This is a genomic window from Bacillus sp. E214 (assembly GCF_008087365.1).
Taxonomy (GTDB): domain Bacteria; phylum Bacillota; class Bacilli; order Bacillales; family Pradoshiaceae; genus Pradoshia.
In genome coordinates this window covers 1-23,872 of record NZ_VENN01000006.1, presented here as the reverse complement: position 1 = coordinate 23,872, position 23,872 = coordinate 1, and the positions used below count along the sequence as shown (strand labels likewise).

29 protein-coding genes and 1 pseudogene are annotated in these 23,872 nt (G+C 34.8%); 23 read left to right on the top strand and 7 right to left on the bottom strand.

Annotated elements, in window-relative coordinates:
• The first annotated feature begins 388 nt into the window (after positions 1-388).
• Positions 389-643, top strand: a complete 255-nt coding sequence (locus FHY47_RS16505) for a GlsB/YeaQ/YmgE family stress response membrane protein (protein WP_066102728.1) — start codon at positions 389-391, stop codon at positions 641-643.
• Positions 644-753: 110 nt separating this feature from the next.
• Here FHY47_RS16505 and FHY47_RS16500 read toward each other — a convergent pair whose 3' ends face one another.
• Positions 754-1,638, bottom strand: coding sequence for an RluA family pseudouridine synthase (locus tag FHY47_RS16500; protein ID WP_066102726.1), 885 nt, complete (start codon positions 1,636-1,638; stop codon positions 754-756).
• 107 nt (positions 1,639-1,745) lie between these two features.
• Here FHY47_RS16500 and FHY47_RS16495 point away from each other — a divergent pair, with 107 nt between their 5' ends.
• Positions 1,746-2,138 (top strand): DUF5365 family protein, encoded by a 393-nt coding sequence (locus FHY47_RS16495; RefSeq protein ID WP_148631164.1) that lies wholly within the window; start codon positions 1,746-1,748, stop codon positions 2,136-2,138.
• Between the two features lie 34 nt (positions 2,139-2,172).
• On the opposite strand, the gene FHY47_RS16490 is transcribed toward FHY47_RS16495, so the two are convergent.
• Complete coding sequence (locus tag FHY47_RS16490) at positions 2,173-2,637, bottom strand: thioredoxin family protein (protein WP_148631162.1); 465 nt, start codon at positions 2,635-2,637, stop codon at positions 2,173-2,175.
• Positions 2,634-3,071, bottom strand: a complete 438-nt coding sequence (locus tag FHY47_RS16485) for a disulfide oxidoreductase (protein WP_148631160.1) — start codon at positions 3,069-3,071, stop codon at positions 2,634-2,636. Before FHY47_RS16485 ends, FHY47_RS16490 begins: the two co-directional genes overlap by 4 nt.
• 186 nt (positions 3,072-3,257) lie before the next feature.
• Between FHY47_RS16485 and FHY47_RS16480 the strand changes: the two are divergent.
• From FHY47_RS16480 to FHY47_RS16470, 3 genes and pseudogenes are all read left to right on the top strand, one after another.
• Positions 3,258-4,935, top strand: a pseudogene (locus FHY47_RS16480) (glycoside hydrolase family 13 protein).
• Between the two features lie 164 nt (positions 4,936-5,099).
• A complete protein-coding gene (locus tag FHY47_RS16475) occupies positions 5,100-6,644 on the top strand; it encodes a bifunctional GNAT family N-acetyltransferase/carbon-nitrogen hydrolase family protein (protein ID WP_066102710.1) in 1,545 nt (514 codons plus the stop codon).
• A 114-nt stretch (positions 6,645-6,758) separates the two neighbouring features.
• On the top strand, positions 6,759-8,486 hold the full coding sequence (locus FHY47_RS16470; protein WP_066102708.1) for a phospho-sugar mutase: 1,728 nt from the start codon (positions 6,759-6,761) through the stop codon (positions 8,484-8,486).
• A 111-nt stretch (positions 8,487-8,597) separates the two neighbouring features.
• Here the strand turns inward: FHY47_RS16470 and FHY47_RS16465 are convergent, their stop codons facing one another.
• Entirely contained in the window at positions 8,598-8,849 is a 252-nt protein-coding gene (locus FHY47_RS16465) for a YhdB family protein (RefSeq protein ID WP_066102706.1), read from the bottom strand.
• Positions 8,850-9,247: 398 nt separating this feature from the next.
• Here FHY47_RS16465 and FHY47_RS16460 point away from each other — a divergent pair, with 398 nt between their 5' ends.
• The gene (locus FHY47_RS16460; RefSeq protein WP_066102703.1) at positions 9,248-10,660 is read left to right on the top strand and encodes a SpoVR family protein; all 1,413 of its coding nucleotides are present in this window, start codon (positions 9,248-9,250) and stop codon (positions 10,658-10,660) included.
• 790 nt (positions 10,661-11,450) lie between these two features.
• Here FHY47_RS16460 and FHY47_RS16455 read toward each other — a convergent pair.
• Positions 11,451-11,681, bottom strand: coding sequence for a hypothetical protein (locus FHY47_RS16455; protein ID WP_066102700.1), 231 nt, complete (start codon positions 11,679-11,681; stop codon positions 11,451-11,453).
• Positions 11,682-12,053: 372 nt separating this feature from the next.
• Here FHY47_RS16455 and corA point away from each other — a divergent pair, with 372 nt between their 5' ends.
• From corA to FHY47_RS16440, 3 genes are all read left to right on the top strand, one after another.
• Positions 12,054-12,995 (top strand): magnesium/cobalt transporter CorA, encoded by a 942-nt coding sequence (gene corA / locus FHY47_RS16450; protein WP_066102697.1) that lies wholly within the window; start codon positions 12,054-12,056, stop codon positions 12,993-12,995.
• Between the two features lie 227 nt (positions 12,996-13,222).
• Positions 13,223-13,621, top strand: coding sequence for a DUF3021 family protein (locus tag FHY47_RS19535; RefSeq protein WP_148631157.1), 399 nt, complete (start codon positions 13,223-13,225; stop codon positions 13,619-13,621).
• A 142-nt stretch (positions 13,622-13,763) separates the two neighbouring features.
• Complete coding sequence (locus FHY47_RS16440; RefSeq protein ID WP_148631155.1) at positions 13,764-14,198, top strand: SMI1/KNR4 family protein; 435 nt, start codon at positions 13,764-13,766, stop codon at positions 14,196-14,198.
• Positions 14,199-14,300: 102 nt separating this feature from the next.
• Here FHY47_RS16440 and FHY47_RS16435 read toward each other — a convergent pair whose 3' ends face one another.
• Entirely contained in the window at positions 14,301-14,669 is a 369-nt protein-coding gene (locus FHY47_RS16435) for a winged helix-turn-helix transcriptional regulator (RefSeq protein WP_148631153.1), read from the bottom strand.
• A 323-nt stretch (positions 14,670-14,992) separates the two neighbouring features.
• On the opposite strand from FHY47_RS16435, the gene FHY47_RS16430 reads away from it, so the two are divergent.
• The 13 genes from FHY47_RS16430 (at position 14,993) to FHY47_RS16380 (ending at position 21,681) form a co-directional block, all read left to right on the top strand.
• A complete protein-coding gene (locus FHY47_RS16430; protein ID WP_148631151.1) occupies positions 14,993-15,190 on the top strand; it encodes a VOC family protein in 198 nt (65 codons plus the stop codon).
• A gap of 190 nt (positions 15,191-15,380) precedes the next feature.
• A complete protein-coding gene (locus FHY47_RS16425; protein WP_148631149.1) occupies positions 15,381-15,767 on the top strand; it encodes a DoxX family protein in 387 nt (128 codons plus the stop codon).
• Positions 15,764-16,117: a DoxX family protein gene (locus FHY47_RS16420; protein WP_148631147.1), complete on the top strand. Its 354-nt coding sequence runs from the start codon at positions 15,764-15,766 to the stop codon at positions 16,115-16,117. Before FHY47_RS16425 ends, FHY47_RS16420 begins: the two co-directional genes overlap by 4 nt.
• Before the next feature lie 134 nt (positions 16,118-16,251).
• Positions 16,252-17,115, top strand: coding sequence for an SDR family oxidoreductase (locus tag FHY47_RS16415; protein ID WP_148631145.1), 864 nt, complete (start codon positions 16,252-16,254; stop codon positions 17,113-17,115).
• Between the two features lie 317 nt (positions 17,116-17,432).
• Positions 17,433-18,218: a helix-turn-helix domain-containing protein gene (locus FHY47_RS16410; RefSeq protein ID WP_148631143.1), complete on the top strand. Its 786-nt coding sequence runs from the start codon at positions 17,433-17,435 to the stop codon at positions 18,216-18,218.
• A 145-nt stretch (positions 18,219-18,363) separates the two neighbouring features.
• The gene (locus tag FHY47_RS16405; protein WP_148631141.1) at positions 18,364-18,738 is read left to right on the top strand and encodes a DUF2750 domain-containing protein; all 375 of its coding nucleotides are present in this window, start codon (positions 18,364-18,366) and stop codon (positions 18,736-18,738) included.
• A gap of 149 nt (positions 18,739-18,887) precedes the next feature.
• Positions 18,888-19,286, top strand: coding sequence for a DUF5412 domain-containing protein (locus tag FHY47_RS16400; protein WP_148631139.1), 399 nt, complete (start codon positions 18,888-18,890; stop codon positions 19,284-19,286).
• A 154-nt stretch (positions 19,287-19,440) separates the two neighbouring features.
• Positions 19,441-19,590, top strand: a complete 150-nt coding sequence (locus tag FHY47_RS19045) for a hypothetical protein (protein ID WP_175354244.1) — start codon at positions 19,441-19,443, stop codon at positions 19,588-19,590.
• A 61-nt stretch (positions 19,591-19,651) separates the two neighbouring features.
• Positions 19,652-19,852, top strand: coding sequence for a hypothetical protein (locus tag FHY47_RS16395; RefSeq protein WP_066102689.1), 201 nt, complete (start codon positions 19,652-19,654; stop codon positions 19,850-19,852).
• A gap of 117 nt (positions 19,853-19,969) precedes the next feature.
• Complete coding sequence (locus FHY47_RS16390; protein WP_066102683.1) at positions 19,970-20,458, top strand: tetratricopeptide repeat protein; 489 nt, start codon at positions 19,970-19,972, stop codon at positions 20,456-20,458.
• Positions 20,459-20,461: 3 nt separating this feature from the next.
• On the top strand, positions 20,462-20,632 hold the full coding sequence (locus FHY47_RS19040; protein WP_187393504.1) for a hypothetical protein: 171 nt from the start codon (positions 20,462-20,464) through the stop codon (positions 20,630-20,632).
• Between the two features lie 47 nt (positions 20,633-20,679).
• Complete coding sequence (locus FHY47_RS16385) at positions 20,680-20,988, top strand: hypothetical protein (RefSeq protein ID WP_148631136.1); 309 nt, start codon at positions 20,680-20,682, stop codon at positions 20,986-20,988.
• Between the two features lie 135 nt (positions 20,989-21,123).
• The gene (locus tag FHY47_RS16380) at positions 21,124-21,681 is read left to right on the top strand and encodes an AAA family ATPase (RefSeq protein WP_148631134.1); all 558 of its coding nucleotides are present in this window, start codon (positions 21,124-21,126) and stop codon (positions 21,679-21,681) included.
• Between the two features lie 419 nt (positions 21,682-22,100).
• On the opposite strand, the gene FHY47_RS16375 is transcribed toward FHY47_RS16380, so the two are convergent.
• Positions 22,101-22,760 carry a hypothetical protein gene (locus FHY47_RS16375; RefSeq protein ID WP_148631132.1) on the bottom strand — a complete coding sequence of 220 codons (660 nt, stop codon included), beginning with the start codon at positions 22,758-22,760 and terminating at the stop codon, positions 22,101-22,103.
• A gap of 331 nt (positions 22,761-23,091) precedes the next feature.
• Here FHY47_RS16375 and FHY47_RS16370 point away from each other — a divergent pair, with 331 nt between their 5' ends.
• Positions 23,092-23,700, top strand: coding sequence for a hypothetical protein (locus tag FHY47_RS16370; RefSeq protein ID WP_148631131.1), 609 nt, complete (start codon positions 23,092-23,094; stop codon positions 23,698-23,700).
• Positions 23,701-23,872 lie beyond the last annotated feature (172 nt).

The window sequence follows — 23,872 nt, the reverse complement described above, 5'->3', positions numbered from 1 at the left end:
TGTTAGTTATTGATTAGTACGCAATAAAAAAGCAAGAATTATTATTACCCTTAGTAACGAACGTTTAATCGTCTAAATTAAATTTAATATAAATAATGGACATAGATGTTTATTATAAAAATGAACGGGAATGTATAGAGTATTAACGGCGCCGTTGAATAAAACAAAACAGTCCATAATTGGTCTGAACAAGAAATTATTTGTGAGTAACCACAGATCTTGTTAAGTAAACATCTGAATAAACTTTTTTACAATCAGATTAGGGATAAACTTGAGTCTGTTGGCTACTCTATATATTGAAATATGTTTTGAAGTTATATCGCAATTATCCCTAATCAGGTAACTGACATAGTCAGGCCAATTGAACAAATAAAAGGAGGAAAATAACATGAGTTTTATTATATCATTAATCGTAGGTGGAATTTTAGGTTGGGTTGCAAGTTTAATCGTAGGTAAAGATGTACCAGGTGGTATTATCGGTAACATTATTGCAGGTATTATTGGTTCTTGGTTAGGTACAGCTATTTTTGGAGATATGGGACCAACAGTTGCAGGATATGCAATTATACCGGCATTAATCGGTGCGATTATTTTAATCTTTATCGTAAGCATGATTATGAAAGCTGTAAGAAAAACAGCCTAACTATCAATTGAAAATCTTACTATAGCTTAAAAAGTAAAAGACAAATCCTTTCTGCCATAGGTAGTAAAGGATTTGTCTTTTTTTTGCATTATTATTTCGAAGGAAATCTTCTATATAAATGGAATTTCGCTTTCGACCGATAATTCTTCTCCTGTAAGCGGCTGTATAAACTCTAATTTGTATGCATGAAGGGCCTGTCTATTGAGAGAGGCACTTTTTGTTCCTCCGTATAAAGTATCACCAATAAGCGGATGGCCAATAGAGCTCATATGGACTCGTATTTGATGAGTACGGCCAGTTTCCAATATACAGGCTACAAGAGATTGATTTTTAGATTTAAATCTTTGTAAAACTTTATATTTTGTTACTGCATGTTTACCGGAAGTGGATACTCGCATTCTCCCTGATGTATGCCGGTCTCTGGCAATCGGAGCATTTATGGTACCTTGCTCTTTTTTTACGATTCCCTGAACTAGGGCTGCATAAGTTCTTTTTATTTTCCCTTGACTCAAAGCCTGATCCAGTATCGCTCCTGCATAAGCATGCTTAGCAAAGAGAATGGCACCCGAAGTATCCTTATCTAAGCGATGGATATGGCGAGGCTTAATTTTATTATTATCAATATATGCGGTGACAGCATTCATTAAGGAATGGTTATCATTTTCTGAGATTGGATGTGTATTAAGAAATGGTGGTTTGTTCACGACCATAATATCATCATCCTCATAAAGGATATCTAATTTCATTTTTAATGGTACTAACACATTTAAATCTTCTGCATAAATGGGTATATACATAATAGAAGAAGATTCTATTTTAGTTGACCAGGAAATCACCTCACCATTTAATAAAACGATTTTTTCCATTCGCCATTGATGTAACATTTTCTTTGGTATATGCAGGTGATCTCTTAAAATAATTTCTACTGATTTTCCTATCCAGTCAGGAGGGCAGGTAATTAGAGCATATGGACCTGATTTAATTACGTTTAACATGTAAATACCTCGTTTTTAGCAAAGTTAATTAGTATTATCAATACATTATCATGTGCTATCCTATAAATGCCAATAGAGGAAGATTGCAGAAAGTGAGGGTGATCAATATGAAAATTGTAGAAGGCTCTCTTCATTTACAGGATATAGAAATAGATAAGGCTGTAGAGAAATTTTATTTAGAACTGTTCCCAATGTACTTTACTAAAGAACAAATTGATTTGTTCACTTTAAATGAAGTACTGTCTGTACCAGGTTCAAATTCTCATATCGGTACGTTAAAAGGTGCCTTTCAAGCATTATCCTGTATGCAAACCTTGATGATCATTCTAGAAAATCGAAGTGAAGATTCCAAGGCTGTTGAATTATTTAATCACAATGCACGACTCTTAAATGAACTTGGTATCTTTTTTCCTTTTGAGCATAAACACTTTTTTAGTGAGGATAGACAGATTGAGCTTCCATTGTACCAAACAAAAGCAGCCAACACCTATTTAATTTAAAGAAACACGCCGAGCAGTGCGCCCGGCGTGTTTTTTATAAATTGTCAAACCACTGTTTAAATTCTTCAGCGGAATGTTCTCCCGAAATACGGCTTGTTTCTTTACCATTTTTATAATGGATAAGAGTCGGTGTTCCTGATCCTTCGATTTCGTCCCAGCCTTGCTCAAACTCCAGCACATTATATTGATAAATATGCTCGTCCATTTCTTCTGCTACGGGCATTAGAATTGGAGTGGTTTTTACACAATGTGGACATTCAGGACTGAAATAATAAACAGTCATTGCTTCTTCTTTTTCAAGCTTTTCATCTAATTCATCCGGTGTAATGATGTTTTGATAAAGTGGATCATCCAACTGATCAACAGTTGCTGGACTTAAATTTTCTTTTCCATATGGATTGTCACTTGACGTTTTTTCTGTTTGCTGTTTATTAGATAAATACGCTATTGCGGCAAAAATTAAAACGACCGCTGCGACGAAAATAATGACTTTCTTCATTTTGTTTCCCCCTTTGTCACTTTAAATATATACAAGCTGCATACAAATATGATGATAAAAGCAATTAATGCAAGCATTGGTATAGTAATGAAGCCAAGCCAGTTAATATAGTCGCCTGTACACGGAATTCGGCCGCATGTAACAGCGCGATCCGTAAAAAACGGTACCTTCTGAATAAGCACGTGATAGGTTGAAATACACGCTCCGATGGCAGATAAAATCATAGTATAAAAAGCAATATGGTAATCCTTTTTCCAGATTGCCAGCACAAGGATTACAGTAAAAGGATACATCGCAATTCGCTGATACCAACATAAAACACATGGCTCATAGCCTTTTATTTCTGAAAAATACAGACTGCCAACCATCGCTATAAAGGCTGCAGCAAATGCCAGAAAAAGGGCGTTGTCACGATTTATAATTTTATGTTGCATGAAAATTCCCCCTTTTCATCATATTTCCTACATTAAAATTATAGTATGTTATCATAATATTGTAAAAAGAAATCGCTTACCAATACATAATTGGGGTATATTGGCTTTAAGGCTCAATATCTAGCGGTAGGGATTAGATTTTTAGTATTCATACCAATGTACACATCGTTAGGAAGGGGCTGAATAATGAAGAAACAGTGGTGGAAAGAAGCAGTTGTTTATCAAATTTACCCACGAAGCTTTATGGATTCCAACGGAGATGGAGTGGGTGATATTCAGGGAATCGTCTCACGCCTGGATTATTTAAAAGAGCTTGGTATAGATGTCGTCTGGCTTTCTCCGGTATATAAGTCACCAAATGATGATAACGGTTACGATATTAGTAATTATCACGATATTATGGATGAGTTTGGAACCATGCAGGATTGGGAAATAATGCTTGAGGAAATGCATAAAAGAGGCATAAGACTTGTGATGGACCTTGTCGTTAATCACTCATCTGATGAACATGCATGGTTTATGGAGTCGAAAAAATCTAAAGACAATCCTTATAGAGATTATTACATATGGCGTCCTAGTAAAGATGGAAAAGAGCCGAATAACTGGGAATCCTTTTTTAGTGGTTCAACTTGGCAATATAATGAAGCAACTGATGATTATTACTTACATTTATTCTCTAAAAAACAGCCGGATCTTAACTGGGAAAATGAAAAGGTTCGTAAAGAAGTATATGATCTCATGAAGTTTTGGCTTGATAAAGGGGTAGATGGATTCCGAATGGATGTAATCAATCTAATTTCCAAAGATCCTTCTCTTCCTGATGGTCCGGTTGTGGAAGGAAAAGATTATGCGTCTGGTGCGGATTATTATATGAACGGCCCTAAAATACATGAGTATTTACAGGAAATGAATAAAGAGGTGCTTTCGCATTACGATGTCATGTCTGTTGGGGAAACCCCTGGTGTAACACCAAATGAAGGTATTTTATATACAGATGAAGATCGTCGTGAATTAGATATGATTTTTCAATTTGAACATATGGACGTAGATTCCGGTCCATCAGGAAAATGGGACGTTGAGCCCTTGGACTTGGTGAAATTAAAAAAAATCTTATCAAAATGGCAAACAGAGCTCCATGGAAAAGGGTGGAACAGCCTTTATTGGAATAATCATGACCAGCCAAGAATCGTTTCCCGTTTTGGGGATGATGGCACATATCGTATAGAATCAGCCAAAATGTTGGGTACATGTTTGCATTTCCTGCAGGGTACTCCTTATATATATCAAGGTGAGGAAATCGGAATGACAAATGTACAATTTCCTGATATTGAGTATTACCGAGAGTATAAATATGTACAATGAAAAAATAGAAAAAGGCATGGAGCCAGAGCAGATCATGAAGGGTATTTTTGCAAAAGGCCGTGACAATGCACGTACCCCAATGCAATGGGATAACTCTGAGCAATCCGGCTTTTCAACCGGGAAACCGTGGATTAACGTAAATCCAAACTATGTGGATATAAACGCTAAGAGTGCATTAAAGGATCCTGATTCGATTTTCTACTATTATAAGAAGCTAATCGCCCTGCGTAAGGAAATGCGGATTATAGTAGAAGGAAGTTTTGAATTGATTGAAGCAGAAAACCAACATATCTTTGCCTATATGAGACATCTGGATAATCAAACATTGCTTGTATTAACCAACTTTTCAGGTGGAGAACAATCAGTAGCTTGGCCGGATAGTATAAAAGATTATCATGGACGAAAGATAATAAGTAATTACTCTGATCGTATTATGCAAGAAACTGCTGCTGAGACAATTTTGAGACCATGGGAAGCTATTGTTTATTTAATAGAAAGATAAAGCACTAATGAGCTGTTAGAGATAAAGCCAACAGCTTTTCTTTATGTGACGGCAGCTGTATCGAGTTTTCTTTCCATTTGGTCTTGGCTATTGTTTAAAAAAATAGATAAATGGGAAAAAACAGAGGATAGAGAGAATGGGTATGAAAAAGGAGTGTCGTGTCCGTGACAGAGGAATTGGATTTAACTAAATATGAACATAAAATGGAAATTAGGCGAATGGAGATCCGCGATATAGATGATATTATGGAGCTTCAAAAGCTTTGTTTTCCCGGGATGGATCCGTGGAAACGCGAGCATTTGGAAAGCCATTTATCCATTTTTCCGGAAGGACAATTTGTAGCAGAATTAAATGATGAAGTGATTGGTTCATGCTCTAGTTTAATCATTAATTTTGATGAATATGATGATCGTCATACTTGGTCTGAAATAACAGATGACGGATATATCACCAACCATAATTCTGATGGTTTAAATCTTTATGGAATTGAAGTTATGGTCCATCCTAAGTATAGAAAAATGAAGGTTGGGCATCGTTTGTATGAAGAACGTAAGGAATTAGCCCGTAAATTAAATCTAAAAAGTATTATTATTGGTGGAAGGATTCCAAACTACCATAAATATGCAGATCAAATGACTGCACGTGAATATGTGGAAGAAGTACGCTTACATAAAATATATGATCCGGTCTTATCCTTCCAATTTCTGAATGAATTTACGCTCACACGTATTAATCAAAATTATTTGGAGGATGACCGAGCATCAGGAAAATATGCAACACTGATGGAATGGAATAATGTAGATTATCGTCCTAAATCTAAACGGTATTATAAAACCGCATATCCTGTCCGAATATGTGTTGTGCAATATATGATGAGAAAGATCAACTCATTCGAGGATTTCGCGAATCAAGTTGAATACTTTGTTGATGTGGCAGCGGATGCAGATTCTGATTTTGTGGTATTTCCAGAAATTTTAACCTCTCAATTGATGTCCTTTTTAGATGAAAAGGTTCCAAGTAAGGCAGTGCGAAAAGTGACAGATTTTACAGAGCAATATATTGAGTTGTTTACAAACTTGGCGGTCCGCTATAATGTAAATATTATTGGCGGTTCCCATTTTGTGAAAGAAGAGGATGATAATATTTATAATATTGCTTATCTCTTTAGGAGAGATGGAACAATCGAGAAGCAATATAAACTCCATATTACACCGAATGAGAAAAAGTGGTGGGGGATTAATGAAGGTGATGAGGTAAATGTATTCGATACAGATTGCGGAAAAATCTCCATGCTGATTTGCTATGATATAGAGTTTCCTGAATTATCTAGGATCGCAACAGATAAAGGAGCAAATATTATTTTCACTCCATTCTGTACAGAAGATCGACAGGGATATTTACGGGTTAGATACTGTGCTCAGGCACGTGCAGTCGAAAATCAGGTATACACCGTCATATCTGGAACAGTAGGCAATCTGCCGCAAACAGAAAATATGGACATTCAATATGCGCAATCGGCGATCTTTACCCCATCTGATTTTGAATATCCGCGTGATGGCATTGTGGGAGAAACGAATGCTAATATAGAAATGGTGCTGATTGGAGATGTCGACCTTGAAATTTTGCGACGTCAAAGATTATCCGGGACCGTACGCCAACTAAAGGATCGGAGAAGGGATTTATATGAACTTCATTACAAAAAGTATTGATTGGTAAATATTTCTCTAAAGATATTCCTTGAAAATATTCAAGAAATATTAAATATTTAGTAAAATAAAGAAGATCTTATTTAGTTAGCAATTTATTTAGGAGGAATAAAATAAATGGATTGGAAAACAACTTTTAATAAATGGAATGATCACTTAACGCTTGAACCAGAGCTTCATGAGAAACTGACTTCTCTTGTGGATGATGAAGTTGCGTTAGAAGATTGTTTCTATAAGAATTTAGAATTCGGTACAGGCGGTATGCGTGGAGAAATTGGTGTAGGAACAAACCGCATGAATGTTTATACAATCCGTAAAGCAACACAAGGCTTTGCATCCTATATTGAGAAATTAGGAGAAGAAGCAAAACAGCGTGGAGTTGTTATTGCTTATGATTCTAGACATAAATCACCTGAGTTTGCGATGGAAGCAGCAAAAACACTGGCAACCAACGGAATTCAAGCTTATGTATTTGATAGCCTTCGTCCAACTCCAGAGCTTTCTTTTGCAGTTCGATACTTACGTGCAATCGGTGGTATTGTAATTACAGCAAGCCATAATCCTCCAGAATATAATGGATATAAAGTGTATAACGAAGATGGTGGACAACTGCCTCCTGCTGATGCAGATGTTCTGATTGAGATGGTTAATGCTATTGAAAATGAACTTGAAATTAAAGTGGAAGAAGAGTCTGTATTACGTGATAAAGGATTAATTAAAATCATCGGTAAAGAAGTGGACGATGCATACAATGAAAAAGTCCTTACTATTTCTGAACAGCCTAATTTAGCAAAAGAAGTAGATGTAAAAGTCGTTTTCACACCGCTTCATGGTACAGCTAATCTTTCTGTTCGCCGAGCATTGAAGGATTTAGGTTATGAACATGTAGAAGTTGTAAAAGAACAAGAATTACCTGATCCTGAATTCTCAACTGTAAAATCTCCTAACCCAGAAGAGCATGCTGCATTTGAATTGGCAATCGCTAAAGGCAAAGAGATCGGTGCGGATATTTTAATTGGTACAGATCCAGATGCTGACCGTGTTGGTATTGCTGTTAAGAATGCAGAGGGAGAATATACGGTTTTAACAGGTAACCAAACAGGTGCGTTATTCTTAGACTATATTCTGTCTCAGAAGAAGGAAAAAGGAACAATGCCTGAAAATGGAATAATGTTCAAAACAATCGTAACATCAGAATTTGGACGTTCCATTGCCTCCAGTTATGGAGTAGAAACAGAAGATGTTCTGACTGGGTTTAAATTTATCGGGGAAAAAATCAAGCAGTATGAAGAGTCTGGAGAGTATTCTTTCCTATTTGGATATGAAGAAAGCTATGGTTCATTAATTAAAGATTTTGCCCGTGATAAAGATGCGGTTCAAGCTGCAGTAATGGCGGTAGAAATTTGTGCCCATTACAAACGCCTTGGAAAAACCTTATATCAGGCATTAGAGGATTTATATGAGAAGCATGGTTATTACTTAGAAGGAATGCGTTCCCTGACTTTAAAAGGAAAAGAAGGAGCTGCTCAAATCCAGCAAATTCTTGCTACATTCCGTAAGGAGCCGCTAGCCTCTCTTGCAGGTGTAAAAGTAGTGGCTGTTGAAGATTATAAAGAAAGCACACGAATGGATTTACTTACGAATGAAGAGGAAGCAATTCATTTACCAAAATCCAATGTTCTTAAATATTTCTTTGAAGATGAGTCTTGGGTTTGTTTAAGACCATCCGGAACTGAGCCTAAAATTAAGTTCTACTTTGCCGTTAAGGATAGCCAAAAACAAGCAAGTGAACAAAAGCTTCAGTCCTTCATGAATGAAATGATGCAAAAAGTATCAGAAATATAAAATACAAAACAGAGAGCTGACTAAAAGTCAGCTCTCTGTTTGTTTACACCCTTGGTTTCGCTGTTTGCATTTAGCCGTATATTTTTCCCACCACAGAAAAAAATAAAGATATTAAAAAGTCTGCATCGCCCATCCTTCTTCCTGATCATAAGGCAGGAATGTTGCATGGTCTATATATTGAAGAAGGGCATTTAGGGTCTTTTCAACGGACGCATTATCCTTAGAGAAATGATAGGCGTGCAGAAAATGTTCAATTTTTTTGGACAAAAAGTGGTCTTTTGTCCTTACCATCAGAAGTAGGAGGTTATCCCATTCTGAACGATGCGTGTAGTACAAAGCACGATCATAATCAACCTTATCCATTTGCTTCACTCTCCTTCTAGTGAGGAGTTAAAATTAGTTTGTTCAAAGTCATCATTTTATCACCCTGTAAAAGTTGGTCAGTTTGTAAATAGTAAAAATGAAACTTTCCATGGCTTAATTGTTAGAGGAACGGTTATCCTAATATCCGTATTTGACGTTTCTATTCTATATTTAATGTACTCAGTGACGAGTATGTGTAAGATATGGGCTAGATTTTAGGGGAGACTATTACATAAAGGCAGTTAAGGAAGTAAGTAAATATAAATCAAGGGCAGGTCGAATAATTATTCTGTTTCTAACCCATTTTTCAGGTTGTTTTTAGACTCATTTGAGGACTTTTATACATGATTTTCCTATCCCTTCATATTAATGAGGTAAGAGAATGAGGGGGTGAATGGGTGAGAGCAGACGAGCAAAAAGACTTGGAGTATGCCATTGATGAAATAACGGAAATCGCTGTTGGATTTGGGCTCGATTTTTACCCAATGAGATATGAGATCTGCCCAAGCGAAATAATATATACTTTTGGAGCATATGGAATGCCAACTCGATATTCTCATTGGAGTTTCGGAAAACAATTTCACAAGATGAAGCTTCAGTATGACGTTGGATTAAGCAAAATTTACGAGCTGGTTATTAATTCTGATCCTTGCTATGCTTTTTTATTAGATTCCAATTCCTTGATTCAAAACAAATTAATTGTGGCTCATGTACTGGCACATTGTGATTTCTTTAAGAATAATGTTCGTTTTAAAAATACGAAGCGAGATATGGTGGAAAGTATGTCTGCCACTGCGGAAAGAGTTAGGCAATACGAGATTGAGCATGGGAAGCTGGAGGTTGAGAAGTTTCTTGATTCGGTCTTGGCGATTGAGGAACATATTGACCCATCGCTTGTTCGTCCACAATTGAATTGGTCCATGGATGAAGAGGAGATAGAGGATGATTCTCCGCAATTTACTACACCGTACGATGATTTATGGAACTTGGAAAGCAAGGAAAAGGGGCAAAAGAAAAAAACAAAGGTCAAGAAATTTCCCCCTCGTCCAGAAAAGGATATTCTTTTATTCATTGAACAGTATAGCCGTAACCTAGAGGATTGGCAGCGAGACATACTGACGATGATGCGTGAAGAGATGCTCTACTTTTGGCCGCAGCTTGAAACTAAAATCATGAACGAAGGCTGGGCGAGTTACTGGCACCAACGCATCCTACGTGAACTTGATTTAACCAGCGGTGAGTCAATCGAATTTGCAAAACTTAATGCAGGTGTGGTGCAGCCGTCAAGAACAGGCATTAATCCATATTACTTAGGCATCAAGATGTTTGAGGATATCGAAGAAAGATATAACAATCCAGACGAAGAGATGAGAAGGCGCGGGGTTAAACCAAATTCAGGTCGTGAAAAAATGTTTGAAGTGCGGGAAATCGAATCGGATATCTCCTTCCTCCGCAATTACCTCACAAAGGATTTGGTTATGCGTGAGGATATGTATCTATTCCAGAAAAAAGGACGCGACTATAAGATTGTCGATAAGCAATGGAAAGCGGTACGAGATCAGCTTGTCGGCATGCGGGTCAATGGAGGGTTCCCGTATATTACGGTGAATGACGGGGACTATTTAAAAAATGGGGAGCTTTACCTGAAGCATTGGTTTGAGGATATTGAGCTGGATGTAAAATACCTAGAGAAAGTTTTGCCGCATATGCATTATTTATGGGGACGAACGGTTCATATGGAAACGGTGTTGGAAGGTAAGGGAATTTTGTTTAGTTATGATGGGAAGAGTGTGAGTCGGAAGTATGTATGAGTAATGTGAAGAAGCCAATCAGGGATTGGCTTCTTTTATTTGAGAAGTGTTACTTTTTGAATATAAGGTCGTGCTCGATAATTGAAGAACGGGAATATAATTTGGTTACCAATTTTCTAAATTCCTCTGTCCACAAACAAATGGAAGCAATAGCAGAAGATCAAGATTGTCAAATGGATGGTATCTTTTTATGCTGCTAACGGGGGCACCATTCCTGCAATAAATGAACAGTGTGGTTAAATATGTGAAACAACGTAATTTAAACTATCAATGGCAATAGCAGAATCATCTATAAACACCTTGAGAGGCATCGCATAAGATAAAAAATACCGCCATTGACGGTATTCAATCTTCTACTTTTAAAATTGGGAGTGGAACAATGGTTGAAACTAATTGACACTATTATTCTTCCTGATTTCGTCACGAATGTCCTTTAGATAATCATTTTTTTGTTTCATTAACTTTATGAAAGTACTTGTAACATAAATAGCAAAAATGAGAATTCCTAAATATATTATGATAGGAATAATCCCTAAGAAATCTAATATTTCCATAAATTAACCCCTCCAAACTATATTTTATAATCATATTATCATATTTTTCACAAATTAATCGTTAATAAACTTATACTCTCAGGGTAGATTGCAAAATGAGGGCAATCGCTTTTTTATTAAAGGGGAAGGTTAACGGAAAAAGACAAACGGCATCGATTATATCTGTTTTTACTTTACGTAAACTCGAACTTTTCGCTTTGTATGAATTGATGAATTCACAACGATTAACAGATACCCTAGTTTTTCAAAATACTGTACAACAGGCACATAATGCCAGTAGACTCTAAAACTATGGGAGGTCTTGTTTCTGTTAATTCTTCTACCTCTTTAATAAATGTATGAAGTTCATCTAAGCCATCCAGTGTATGTGCGACTTTAAAGCTCTTTTTGTAAGGCTTCTTTTTCTCCAAGAATGCTTGAACCTGACTTTCACCTTTTGCGACATCCAGACCAATGACTGGATTCATGAGTATCTCCTCCTCATCAATGAATTAGCTGGTAACCCCTAAATGGCTCCTTATAGTGTCATAGCTTCGCTTGTTATGCGAGATCTGGGTCCCAACCAGCTTCAATCATGTTTCTATAAGTAGGGGGGAACGGTTTAGTTGTCGGGATTAACTTTCCCACGGGGGGCTTTCGTTCTACCCCAGCTACCTCTAGTATTCTAGACCTCAAAGAAAAAGGTCAACCAATTAACTTGGTCAACCTAATAATACGAAGGGCAGGATAGTTGCATAAGGAGTTATAATATATTAGACCAATTCTTTATGTTATTAATAATTTGTATCTGACACAAAGTGGTAGTGTTTAATTTACAAATAAAAGAGGAAGCGATACATATGATTCATACTTTTGCCGTAACAAACGATTTAAAACTAATAACTGATATACCATTAAAACGTTTAGATGATTCTGATATTAAATGGTTTTGGGTAGATTTCGATACACCTAGTGATAGAGAAGCACTCCTTTTACAAACTCATTTTGATTTGCATCCACTTGCAATTGAAGACTGCTTACATTCTCTACAACGTCCAAAACTTGATTATTATGATGGGTATAATTTTTTTGTTCTACACACTTTAAACCAATACTCCCTTGTACCTGAAGAATTAGATATATTTGTCGGACACAATTTTATAGTTACTTTCCATTCATCACCTTTAAGTGAAATAGGAATGGTTCGAAAAAGGGTAATGGAGGATAAAAATACTATTAATAAAGGGGTTCTCCACATTTTTTATTCAATAATGGATAAAATTGTAGATGAGTATTTTCCAAGTATTTATAAATGTGAAGATAAATTGAATGAAATAGAAATGAATAAAACAAATCAAGATTTAATTGAAAATGTTTATGAAATAAGAAACCAGTTACTTAAGTTAAGACGCACAATTTTTCCGATGAGAGAATTGCTGTATAGAATTTTAAATTCGGAGAGAGTGATAGTCCCAAAAGATGATCGAGTCTATTTTATGGATATATACGACCATTTATTGAGACTTTCTGAAATGATTGAGTCTAATCGAGAAATGACGGCAGATATACGAGACAATTATATTTCACTAAATTCAAACCGAATGAACAGAATTATGAAAACACTAACTGTTATGACATCAGTTTTCATTCCCTTAACGTTTATTGCCAGTATATATGGGATGAATTTTAAATATATGCCAGAACTTACCTTGCAATGGGGATATTTTGGAGTGCTGGGAGTTATGGTATCAGTTGGCTCTGTAATGTTGTTATGGTTTTGGCGTAAGGGTTGGTTTAAATGATTAAAAATAAAAAGCCGATGCAAAAAACGGGCACGATTGTTTAAAAAGGTTCACTTTTCCTTATAGAAATAACGGGGGCGTTGATCCAAGAAGGATTAATGCCTTTTTGTGTTGAATTTCTTATTGTAAAAACGGGGTAGGTTAGCGGAATGAAAAATTTTCTGAAACTTCAAACTAGTATCCATCGTATATAATTAATAACAGGAAATACCAGGAAAGGGTATTTTATGTTGCAGTTGTTTTTAAAGGGATTATATAGAGGGTCTATCTCATTTGGTATCTTACTAATAATTTCACTGTCGTATAAGTTGCAAAGGCAATCAGATGATTCGAGTGTTTATTTTTTTTATGGCCTTATAGCCTTTTTCCTTGGGGTGACAAGCGTCATATATCAAATTGAACAATGGAGTTTTTTAAAGCAAATTTTTGCTCATTATATGGCGATGCTGATTACTGTTTTTCCAACGTTGCTATTAAGTGGTTTTTATCCGTTAGATTCATTTAAAGATGTATTTGATGTGTATCTCCAATTTAATAAAGTGGGGATTATCTTATTTTTGACTTCATATTTATTTCATATTTTTTTTCACGTAAAAATTCTAATAATAGCACATCAATATGATTGAGGTATACGACTGACGGTGGGCATTGATCTAAGAAGGATTAATCCCTTTTGTGTTGAACCTCTTATGGAAGTAACGGAGCAGGTTAGCGGAAGAAGGAATATTACAAAGATAAGTTGAATCTATATATATCGGTGGGAATGAAATGTGGAAAGAATTTATCAATTCAATTACGAAAGAACAACACTTTAAAGATCCTGCTACAAAGAGCGAGATTGAAGAAATTCAACGAAAACTAGATGTTGTATTACCAGATGAGTTAGCTGCCCTTTTAACGGAAACAAATGGTGTGTCTGACGATTATGGATCATTGATTTGGCCTACATCTGTGATTATTAAGGATAATTTATTTTTTAGAAACTTTGAAGATTATAGAGATAATTATATGCCATTAGATAACCTTTTCTTTTTTTCAGACGCAGGTAATGGTGATTTATTTTGTTATGCAATATTAAAAAACGGAAAGATTGAAAAAAGCGATATTTACGTCTGGAATCACGAAGATGATAGTCGAACCTGGGTTGCCGCTTCATTAAAAGACTTTATTAAAGGTTGGTTAACTGGTGAAATTAGTGTTTAATTGTTTGAAAAAAGTAGAATTTGTGAAGACTGCCACTTAAAGTAAAGGGGCAGGTTAGTTCAACAAGGATAAGTAAAAAGGAGCTAAAATTTTAGCTCCTTTTTATTTGCTTTGCTCCCTATGGTTTTCTCCGTAAAGCTCATCTAAATGTTTTAAATGTCCTAAGCCCCATTCATGCATTGACATCAATAGTGGCATTAATCCTTTTCCATATTCGGTTATTGAATATTCAACTTTTGGAGGAATTTGTGCGTATATCTTACGGTTTATTATATCGTGATATTCCAATTCCCTTAGTTGAGTAGTCAGCATTTTTTTCGTTATATCTGGAATAAAGCGTTGAAGTTCACTAAAGCGTAGTGTTCCATTAACAATAATATGATAAAGAATAACAGGCTTCCATTTTCCAACAAGAATATCAAGAGCTGTCTCAACTGTTCCAGTTCCATTTCCTTTACATTCGTCAGCCATTTTCCCTACTCCTTTTATAGTATCTTTTTGTATACTATGATACATTAATGTGCCTACTTCCAAAAGTTGGTTCTAGAGATTATTATAACCTTAGTGGTTGATTTAGAACAGAGTATTTATTTCATTGCTAAAAACATGATTTGTAAATAAGTCTGAATTGAGGTGATTACTGATGCTTTTTGATAAATTACTCAAATAAAATAGGAGGTAAAAAAATGAATAACTTTCATAGCGACCTAATACTTTTGTAAATCACGTTCATTTAAAGGTTGAAAATTTTAAGAGATAAAACAGGGAAGTTAGATATTTCTAAACATAGTCCAATGGATTTAGAAAGCGTCATCGCTGCAGCGAACGGTGAAAGATGGAATAGCATTCCTGAAGGAACAATAATCGGTCATATTCATTTGCATGTATCTAATTTAGATAAAACAAAAGAATTTTATCATGATGGTCTAGGGTTTGATATAGAAATGGATATACCAGACCAAGCAGTATTCTTCTCAAGTGGCAAAATATAGAATGAATGGGTTATTTAATAAAAGAAGAAAAAGGGGAATTCTTTACCGAAGATCCTTTTGGGAATCGAATTCTTTTGTACTGTTAAAAATTGCAATATTCAGACTAGGGGATGAAAATCATGTGCTACATTCCTAGAAGAATTCAGAGAGATTAAATAAACTAAATTAAAAATAGGGAGAGATAATTACAATGAAGTGGACAGTTCGAATATTACAAGGATTATTAGCAGTAGGTTTCTTATTATTTGGGTTTATGAAGGTTAGTGCAAACCCTATGCAAGTACAGGCATTTACCAATGTTTATGGCTACGGTACTGGTTTCATGTATGTAGTAGGAGCTATTGAAATCATATCAGCGATTGGTTTGCTGATTGGGTATTGGAAGAACAGTTTAGTTCCTGTTTTCAGCGGTATATTAACGATCACTATGGCTGGGGCAGTATTCACACATTTAAATAGTGGTCAAGGGTTTGGAGTTGCTTTGACACCGTTTATTTTGCTGGTTTTAGCAGTAGTAGTGTTTTTTAGTCAGCGAAAAATGATAAACAAGAACAGTTTAGAAGGGCTTAAATTATGAATATTGCGTTATGGGTTGTTCAAATTATTTTAGGATTAGCATTTATTATGTTTGGGGCTATGAAAGCATTTCAATATGAGAAAGCTAAAGCAAGTTTGCCTTGGGTAAAAGATTCTTCAAAAGGATTGGTCACATTTATAGGAATGGCGGAACTGCTAGGAGGACTGGGGTTAATTTTACCTTATGTCACCGGAATCGCACCTATATTAACACCAATTGCTGCTCTTGGACTTGGATTAGTCATGATTTTGGCTGCTGGGTTACACGTTAAGAGGAAAGAAAATCAGGCAATTAGCATGAATATCATTTTTTTAGTCCCTGCCATATTCGTAGCAATCGGACGTTTGTAGGAGGAGTAAATAAATATGTTTCTTGCAATGGGCAACGGAGAAGAAAACAAGGAACCAGTAGTCATCAATGAAACGTATGAATTTGGTGAAATGTGTAATTTGTGTGTTAAATTTTAGAAGTGGAGAGGAACTATATGAAAATATTAGTTACAGGAGCAACAGGGAAATTAGGTTCAAAGGTTGTAGAATCATTATTGAAATCTATACCTGCAAGTGAACTGGCAGTAAGTGTTAGAAACCCTGAGAAAGCAGAAGGACTTCGTGATAGTGGAGTAGAAGTTCGTTATGGCGATTTTGACCATCGAGAAACATTGGAAAATGCTTTTAGAGGGATTGACCGCTTATTAATTATTTCTGCGGATGGAGACAATGAAACAAGAATTCGTCAGCATACTAATGCCGTCCAAGCAGCTGAGCGTGCAGGAGTAAAATTTATTGCTTACACAAGTTTAGCAAATGCAACCGATAGTAAAATATTGATTGCCCCTCCTCATGTTGCGACAGAAGCAGCCATCATTAAAACGGGTATCTCATATTCTTTCTTACGAAACAATTGGTATTTGGAAAATGAACTGGGAAGCATTCAAGGTGCTATTGCAGGAGCCCCATGGATAACTTCTTCAGGAGAAGGTAAAGTAGGCTGGGCACTGCAACAAGATTATGCAGATGCAGCGGCAGCAGTTCTCGTAGGAAACGGTCATGAAAATACAGTGTATGAACTTTCAGGTCCTCTATTAACTCAAGAAGAATTGGCATCTTCTCTTGGTAATGTATTGGGTAAAGCAGTACCTGTACAACAAGTTAGTGATGAAAAATATGCAGAGATCATGAAAGGCTTAGGTGTACCTGATTTAATGATTCCGTTTGTAGCAGGGATTCAAGCTAGCATTCGGAACGGTTCGCTAGAAGTTGCAAGCAATGATTTTGAAAAAGTTCTTAGTCGTCCAGTTACTCCGATTAACGAAGCTCTGAACCAAATTGTTAATACAATATCATAAACAAAATAAAATCCTGAAAAAACCGACATAAAAGTCGGTTTTTTTTCAGGATTTATGCACTTGTAATATATACATATGTATAGTTTTTTTAAACCGTAATTGAGAAGAATTTATTATCCCTTATTCAACTAACAGGGGCGTTGATCCAAGAAGAAGGATTAATGCCTTTTTGTGTTGAATTTCTTATTGAACAAACGGGGCAGGTTAGCTTAATAACATAATCGCAACCGTAAGTTGACAAAGTGCATCTCCCTAAATATGGAACTCATAGTGATGTTTTAATACAATTTAACTATCAAAAGAAAGGGGTGCTATATATGACTTTTAGTGAAAAAATTTTTAAACTTAGAAAAGAGAAAGGCTTATCCCAAGAAGCCTTGGCAGAGAAGTTGAACACTACGAGGCAGGCTATAAGTAAATGGGAAAATGGTCAAGGTTTTCCGGAAACTGAAAAGTTACTAATGCTTGGAAATATTTTTGAGGTGTCAATTGATTACTTGTTAAAAGATACCGTTGAACAAAGTAAAGAAAACGAAAAAGGATATTATGTAAGCAAAGAGATGGCAGAAGGTTATCTGCTATCTCAACGTAAAATGTCAAAATACTTCGCCGTAGGTTTTAGTCTTCTTATTTTATCCACTATACCTTATTTCGTTTTTAAACAAGATCCCGTAATTTTTACTATCCTAATTAGTATTATTGCTGTTCTTGGAATTGGAGCGATTACAGCAGGTTTTATAGAAGAAGATCGATATACTATTCTTAAGAAAGAATCCTTAATATTTGATCAAAATTTTCTTGAAGAACTGAAAGTTAGGTATGAAGATATTAAGAAAAAGTATGCCGTAGTGATGTTGGTTGGAATATGTTCTATTGCAGCAGGCGGAATTTCCTTTTTATTAGTAAGAAAGGCAATAGTACCAACAGGTATTCTGACGCCTTACTATCCAATCTTTATAGCTTTAATTGCTATTGGTATTTACACATTAATTCGTACATTATCAATAATAGATGCATATAGAATATTAGTGAAAAATGATGAACATATTAATCGTTTAAGTAACACATTTATGAAAAAAATAAGTAAACGTCTGTTCAACTAACAGAGCATTACTCAATATCAAGGGCTGTAATCAGCTCTTTTTTCTTATGCAGCTAAAGGGGCAGGTTAGCTTAAGAAGGTGTTTTTATCAGCATTGGAGAATATGTTAAATGCCTTGTTAAACGCAGTAACTGGAGGATATCAATATGAACCAAAAAGAATTAGATTCGATAATTAAACAGCCATCAAATATAAGATATGAGTATTTTATTAAAAAGGTCGCTGATTATGAGGAAGTCTGGGGTTTATATGACGATGGTTGGGCAACAGCACAGGATGATGATGGAAATATGTTGATTCCTTTCTTTCCTAGAAAAGAATTTGCAGAATACTGTGCCGTTAATGAGTGGAATAACTTCAAAGCTGAACCAATTGACTTAAATGAGTTTATTGAGAACTGGCTTGTTGGTATGAGGAAAGATAGAGTTAAACCATCCGTTTTCCCAATCAATGAAGACTCAGTAATGGTGGAGATCGATGTGTTATTAAGAGATTTAAATAGTGAGTTAGAGAATTATTAAGTAAGGTTTGCGTTTCAATATCAAGGGCTGTGGTTCAGCTCTTTTTTAGTTATTCGACAAACGGGGCAGGTTAGCTGAAAAAGGATTTTTATTATACATAGGAGAATTAATATTATATTATTAACCGTTACTGAGAGAGGTTTAACTGTATGACAACTTACTTGAAGAAAGAGAAAAATAAAGCTCCTAAAAAAGCACTTAGAGTATTCCTTGTTATCTGTCTTTTATTTACTGGGGTTATTGCTTATGGAGTATATTGGGCGTTTTTCGATATGAACAGACTACCAAAAGGAGAATATCTTATCGAAAAAACATCACCTGGCGGCCATTACACACTAAAAGCATATCTCACTAACGGAGGTGCTACAACGTCATATGCTGTTCGTGGCGAGTTAGTCTTTAATGAAGGCAATAAGAAAGCCAAAAATATTTATTGGAATGAACGAGAAGAAACTGCCAATATTACCTGGACAGACAATGATACAGTTGAGATCAATGGGCATACATTAGATGTACCTAATGATAAATTTGATTTTAGACATCAATGATTCATTACTAAACATACTGTTGAATTGAATCAAGATAGATCCAAACTTTTAATTCTTTATTGGACAAACGGGGCAGTTTGGTTGAAGAAGAGTTGTTGTAATATGGATAACAATATTGTGTAGGGAAATATTCGAGATAATGGGAAGGGCTGTTATGAATAAAAAAATGGTGCTAGTAGGATTTTTAGGGTTATTGTCATTTATGTTTGGCATTTACATATCACAATGGACAATTTGGGGCGTGATTATGGGTATTGGTGGAGGATATGCTATGGGGTTTGGTGCTTTCAAATTATTTAATTAGTTAATGAACAAAAGGGGCAGGTTAGCGGAAGAAGGAAAGTAATGCTTTAAGGGGGATTATTATGCAAGATTTAGAAGTCAGGAAAAAGTTCTTTTTGTCGCTTCTTATTTTCCCGCCAATTGGTCTCTTGATTAGAACATACGATGAACTGTCATTAGTAACGAAAGGCATACTGACTACAGATATGTATGTTTTGATTTTAATCACAATAGTTGGAATAGTTGGGTATGTGGATGCCAAAAAGAAAATAAACAGTAAATAGATATCAGTATGTTCTAGTCAATATTAGACAAACGGGGCAGGTTAGCGGAAGAAGGATTTTTTGTAGTGATGTGATGAACTTGTTAACAAATACATTTTGTAAAGGAGTTTATTAACATTGAATGAAGAACAATTGATAAAAGCACTTGAATTACGAAAAGATGGTAAGAAGAAAGAATCAAATCAAATCCTATTAAAGATGGTAGAGAAATATCCTGATAATGCAATTATTAACTACCAATGTGCTTGGAGCTTTGATGTTTTAGGAGAAGAATCAAAAGCAGTTCCCTTCTATGAAAAGTCTATTAAGCAAGGGTTATCTGATAAAGATTTAGAAGGAGCAATATTGGGACTTGGAAGTACATATAGAGCTTTAGGGGAATATGAAAAATCAGAAAAAGTTTTTTTAAAAGGAATAGAATTATTTCCAACTAATAGAGCCGTTCAAGTGTTTTATTCAATGACCTTATATAATCTAAACGAGCATAAAAAGGCTATGGAGTTTTTACTGAAATGTTTGATAGATACCACAACAGACTCTGAAATACTGAGTTATAAAGAAGCAATTAATTTCTATGCCGATAAATTAGATGAAATGTGGATATAGATAATGAAGAGTTGCATTAAACGAACTGGGGCATTGATCCAAGAAGGATTTATGCCTTTTTATGTTGAAGTTCTTATAGAAGTAAAGGGGCAGGTTAGCGGAAGAAGGATTTCATCGAAATTTATCGAATATAAATATACCTGGGTTTTATGGGGATATATTATGAATAAATAAAAACCAGCTATCCCCGTGTAAATAACAATGATTTACAAGGAGGATAAATGAATTCTTTTCTTGAAAGATTTATGAGTTTATTCTTTAAAGAAACTGGACGTAGCGTTAAACCTCTAATGTATGCACAATTAATATTATTTGTCGGTGCAGTATTTGGTTGGTTTCTAGTGAGATATAAATTTGATGATTCTTGGAGTTATTATGCAATTATCTACCTTATGCTTGGGACAGGGTTTCTTTTAATTGGCATAGAAGATTTTATGATCCGAGAAAAAAAGCGTAAGGACTACTTAATTTGGTCTATTGTTGCACTTCTTTTTTATTGGATAGCTATTGATAATTATTTCTTCAACTAATTGGGGTTGTCCTTAGAGGGATTAACTCTTTTTTTAAGATCTTATTGGACAAACGGGGCAGGTTAGTTGCATAAGAGTTTTAGATGACCGAAAATTTAATACATAATATCTAAATATAGTTATTGGAGGAATTTTATGAAATTTATACTTATATTTGGCCCTCAAGCTGTTGGTAAAATGACAGTAGGACAGGAATTAGAAAAGATAACTGAATTAAAGCTCTTTCATAATCATATGACCATCGAATTATTAGAGCCGTTTTTCGGATTTAGTAGTGAAATGTGGAGATTATCAAATCTATTTCGAATTGAATTATTCAAGTCAGTATCAGTAAGTGATTTGGAAGGTTTAATATTCACTTATGTATGGGCATTTGACCAACAAGAAGATTGGGATTATGTAGATAATATTTGTGAAATTTTCGAGTCGAAAGGTGCGGCTATTTATTTTGTTGAGTTAGAAGCTGAACTTAACGAAAGACTGGAACGAAATAAAAGCCCTCACAGACTTGAACACAAACCTACCAAAAGAAATCTCGAAAAGTCCGAAAATGAATTAAAGAATACAATGGAAAAGTATAGATTAAACTCCTACGAAGGTGAAATAAAAAAAGAAAATTACATAAGAATCAATAATACCAATTTAAATGCGATAGAATTAGCAAAATTAATAAAAGAAAGATTTAATTTATAAGAATATCGTATAAGGAGCGTTGATTCAAGAAGGATTAACGTTTTTATCAAGGACCTTATTGGACAAACGGGGCAGGTTAGCTGAAGAAGGTTATTCGTATACATATGAAGAATAACTTAAAAGGAATGGCCGTAATATGTAATATTCATCACAGGGAATAATACACGTATGGAGTAACAATGAAAAGGATGAAAGAAACGAAGTATTTCAATCGGTTGTGGGATTGATGTTGAATAAAAGTAGAGTAGGGACAATGTTAGGAATTTTATCTATATTATCAGTGATAGTAAGTATTATTTTTTTCTATACACAAAGAGGACCGATTGCTGACATTTACCTTTTTATGTCGGTGCTCAAATTGTAAAAATTAAGGCTCTGAACCAATAAAAAAGAAGGACCTAATTAGGTCCTTCTTTACTCTATTTGATTTCATTATAAACTGTTCCATCTGTATCTTTAATGACTACATTTTTTTCAATATCATCTAAAAGTATTATAATAGTAGGATTTTTTTCTTTCGATAGATTATTAAAGGTTTTTATATTAATCAATGTCCTATCCCCTTGCTTTTCTATCCCTTCTATCTCTATATTATTTCCCTGCTTTTCTTCTCCCAGAGAAAGAATGATAGCTTTTTCGCCTTCACTTGGCTCAAATTTTTTAAATCCTACAGTATCTGTCTTCGTTTGTAAGTCCTCATAGTGCTCTGCTAAATAGGAATCTAAATTTTCATTCTTAGCAGCCACGGTAAAATTATTACCATAAAACTTATCTACGCCGGCATATATAAAGACCGCCATTGGAACGAGAACAGCTATAGCCAAAACTCTATTTCTTATGAGCGTATTTTTGCCGAAAATAAATAATAAAATCGCTACGGTTAAGATACCAATGCCGATTGTGCTAATCGGCATTCCTTCAAATCCGCCAACTATTAACCCTCCAATAATCACTATTATACCTACTACAGCAACAAATATATTTCTTTTCTGATTACCCAGTTCTTTGTAAAAATAGCTTAATGCAATAAGAGCAATCCCTATTAATAATCCTGTTGAATATACTATAAAAAGACCCATAGAACATCCCCCCCTAATAAAGTTGACCTTTATATTAAGGATACCACAAAATGGATGCTCTTTTTTTTATCCTGGAGCAACAATCTATGCGAAAACAGCAAAAGAAATAGTTCCAATTCTCAGGTCCTTTCTGTGCTTTTTTAACTGCTAAATCACCGTCTAAATAGCAGCATATTATCAAATTTGCACCTCAAAACAGAACCCGTTACTGTCAAATAGATGGCATTTTTATGCTGCTAAAGGGGCAGGTTAGTGGATTAAGAAGAATATCATTAAGATATCAGCTATTATATAAGTATTAAAACCATTGATAATTAGTGGAGGTAAACGAATGTTTGACAATATCTATTGGATTGGTGGCTCAGCTTGTGCTGGTAAAAGTACATTAGCCAAAATGTATGCTGAGAAATATGGATTTGAACTATATTGTTGTGATGATTATTTTAATGAACATTTGAAGAATATAACTTTAAATGAACCTGCTATGTGTAAAGTATCTAAAATGGATCCGAACGAGGCATTTGTTTTAAGAGGGATTGAAGAACAATTAAGTGTATATATTCAATCTTTTAAAGAGGACTTTTCATTTGTTATCAATGACCTTGCAAAAAAATGTAACAAACCTATTGTTGTAGAGGGAAATCAATTATTACCTAAATTGGTATCACCATATCTTAACGAGAAAAGTAAGGCAATCTGGATAATCCCTACCGAAGAATTTCAAAGAGAGTATTATTCAAAAAGAATTTGGATGCATAATGTCCTAAAAGAAACAAACAATCCAAATGTAGCTTTTAATAATTGGATGACTAGAGATGCACTATTTGCAAAAATGGTATATCAAGAAGCTAATGATTTAAATTTAAACGTTCTATTAGTCGATGGTAGCAATGATTTAACGGATAATTTTATAATAGTTGAAAATTGTTTTAACTCTTAACTTAACAACATATTCGCTACTAGTTTGTGAATTTATACACTTAAACTAAACCAGCTAATAGTTTGTCAAACATTTCACTCAATCTTATAATTTAAGCATGTTATACTGAAATTAAGGCATGACAAATAAACTTCCTTTATTGATATGGAAGTTCCTTGAAGATATGTGAAAA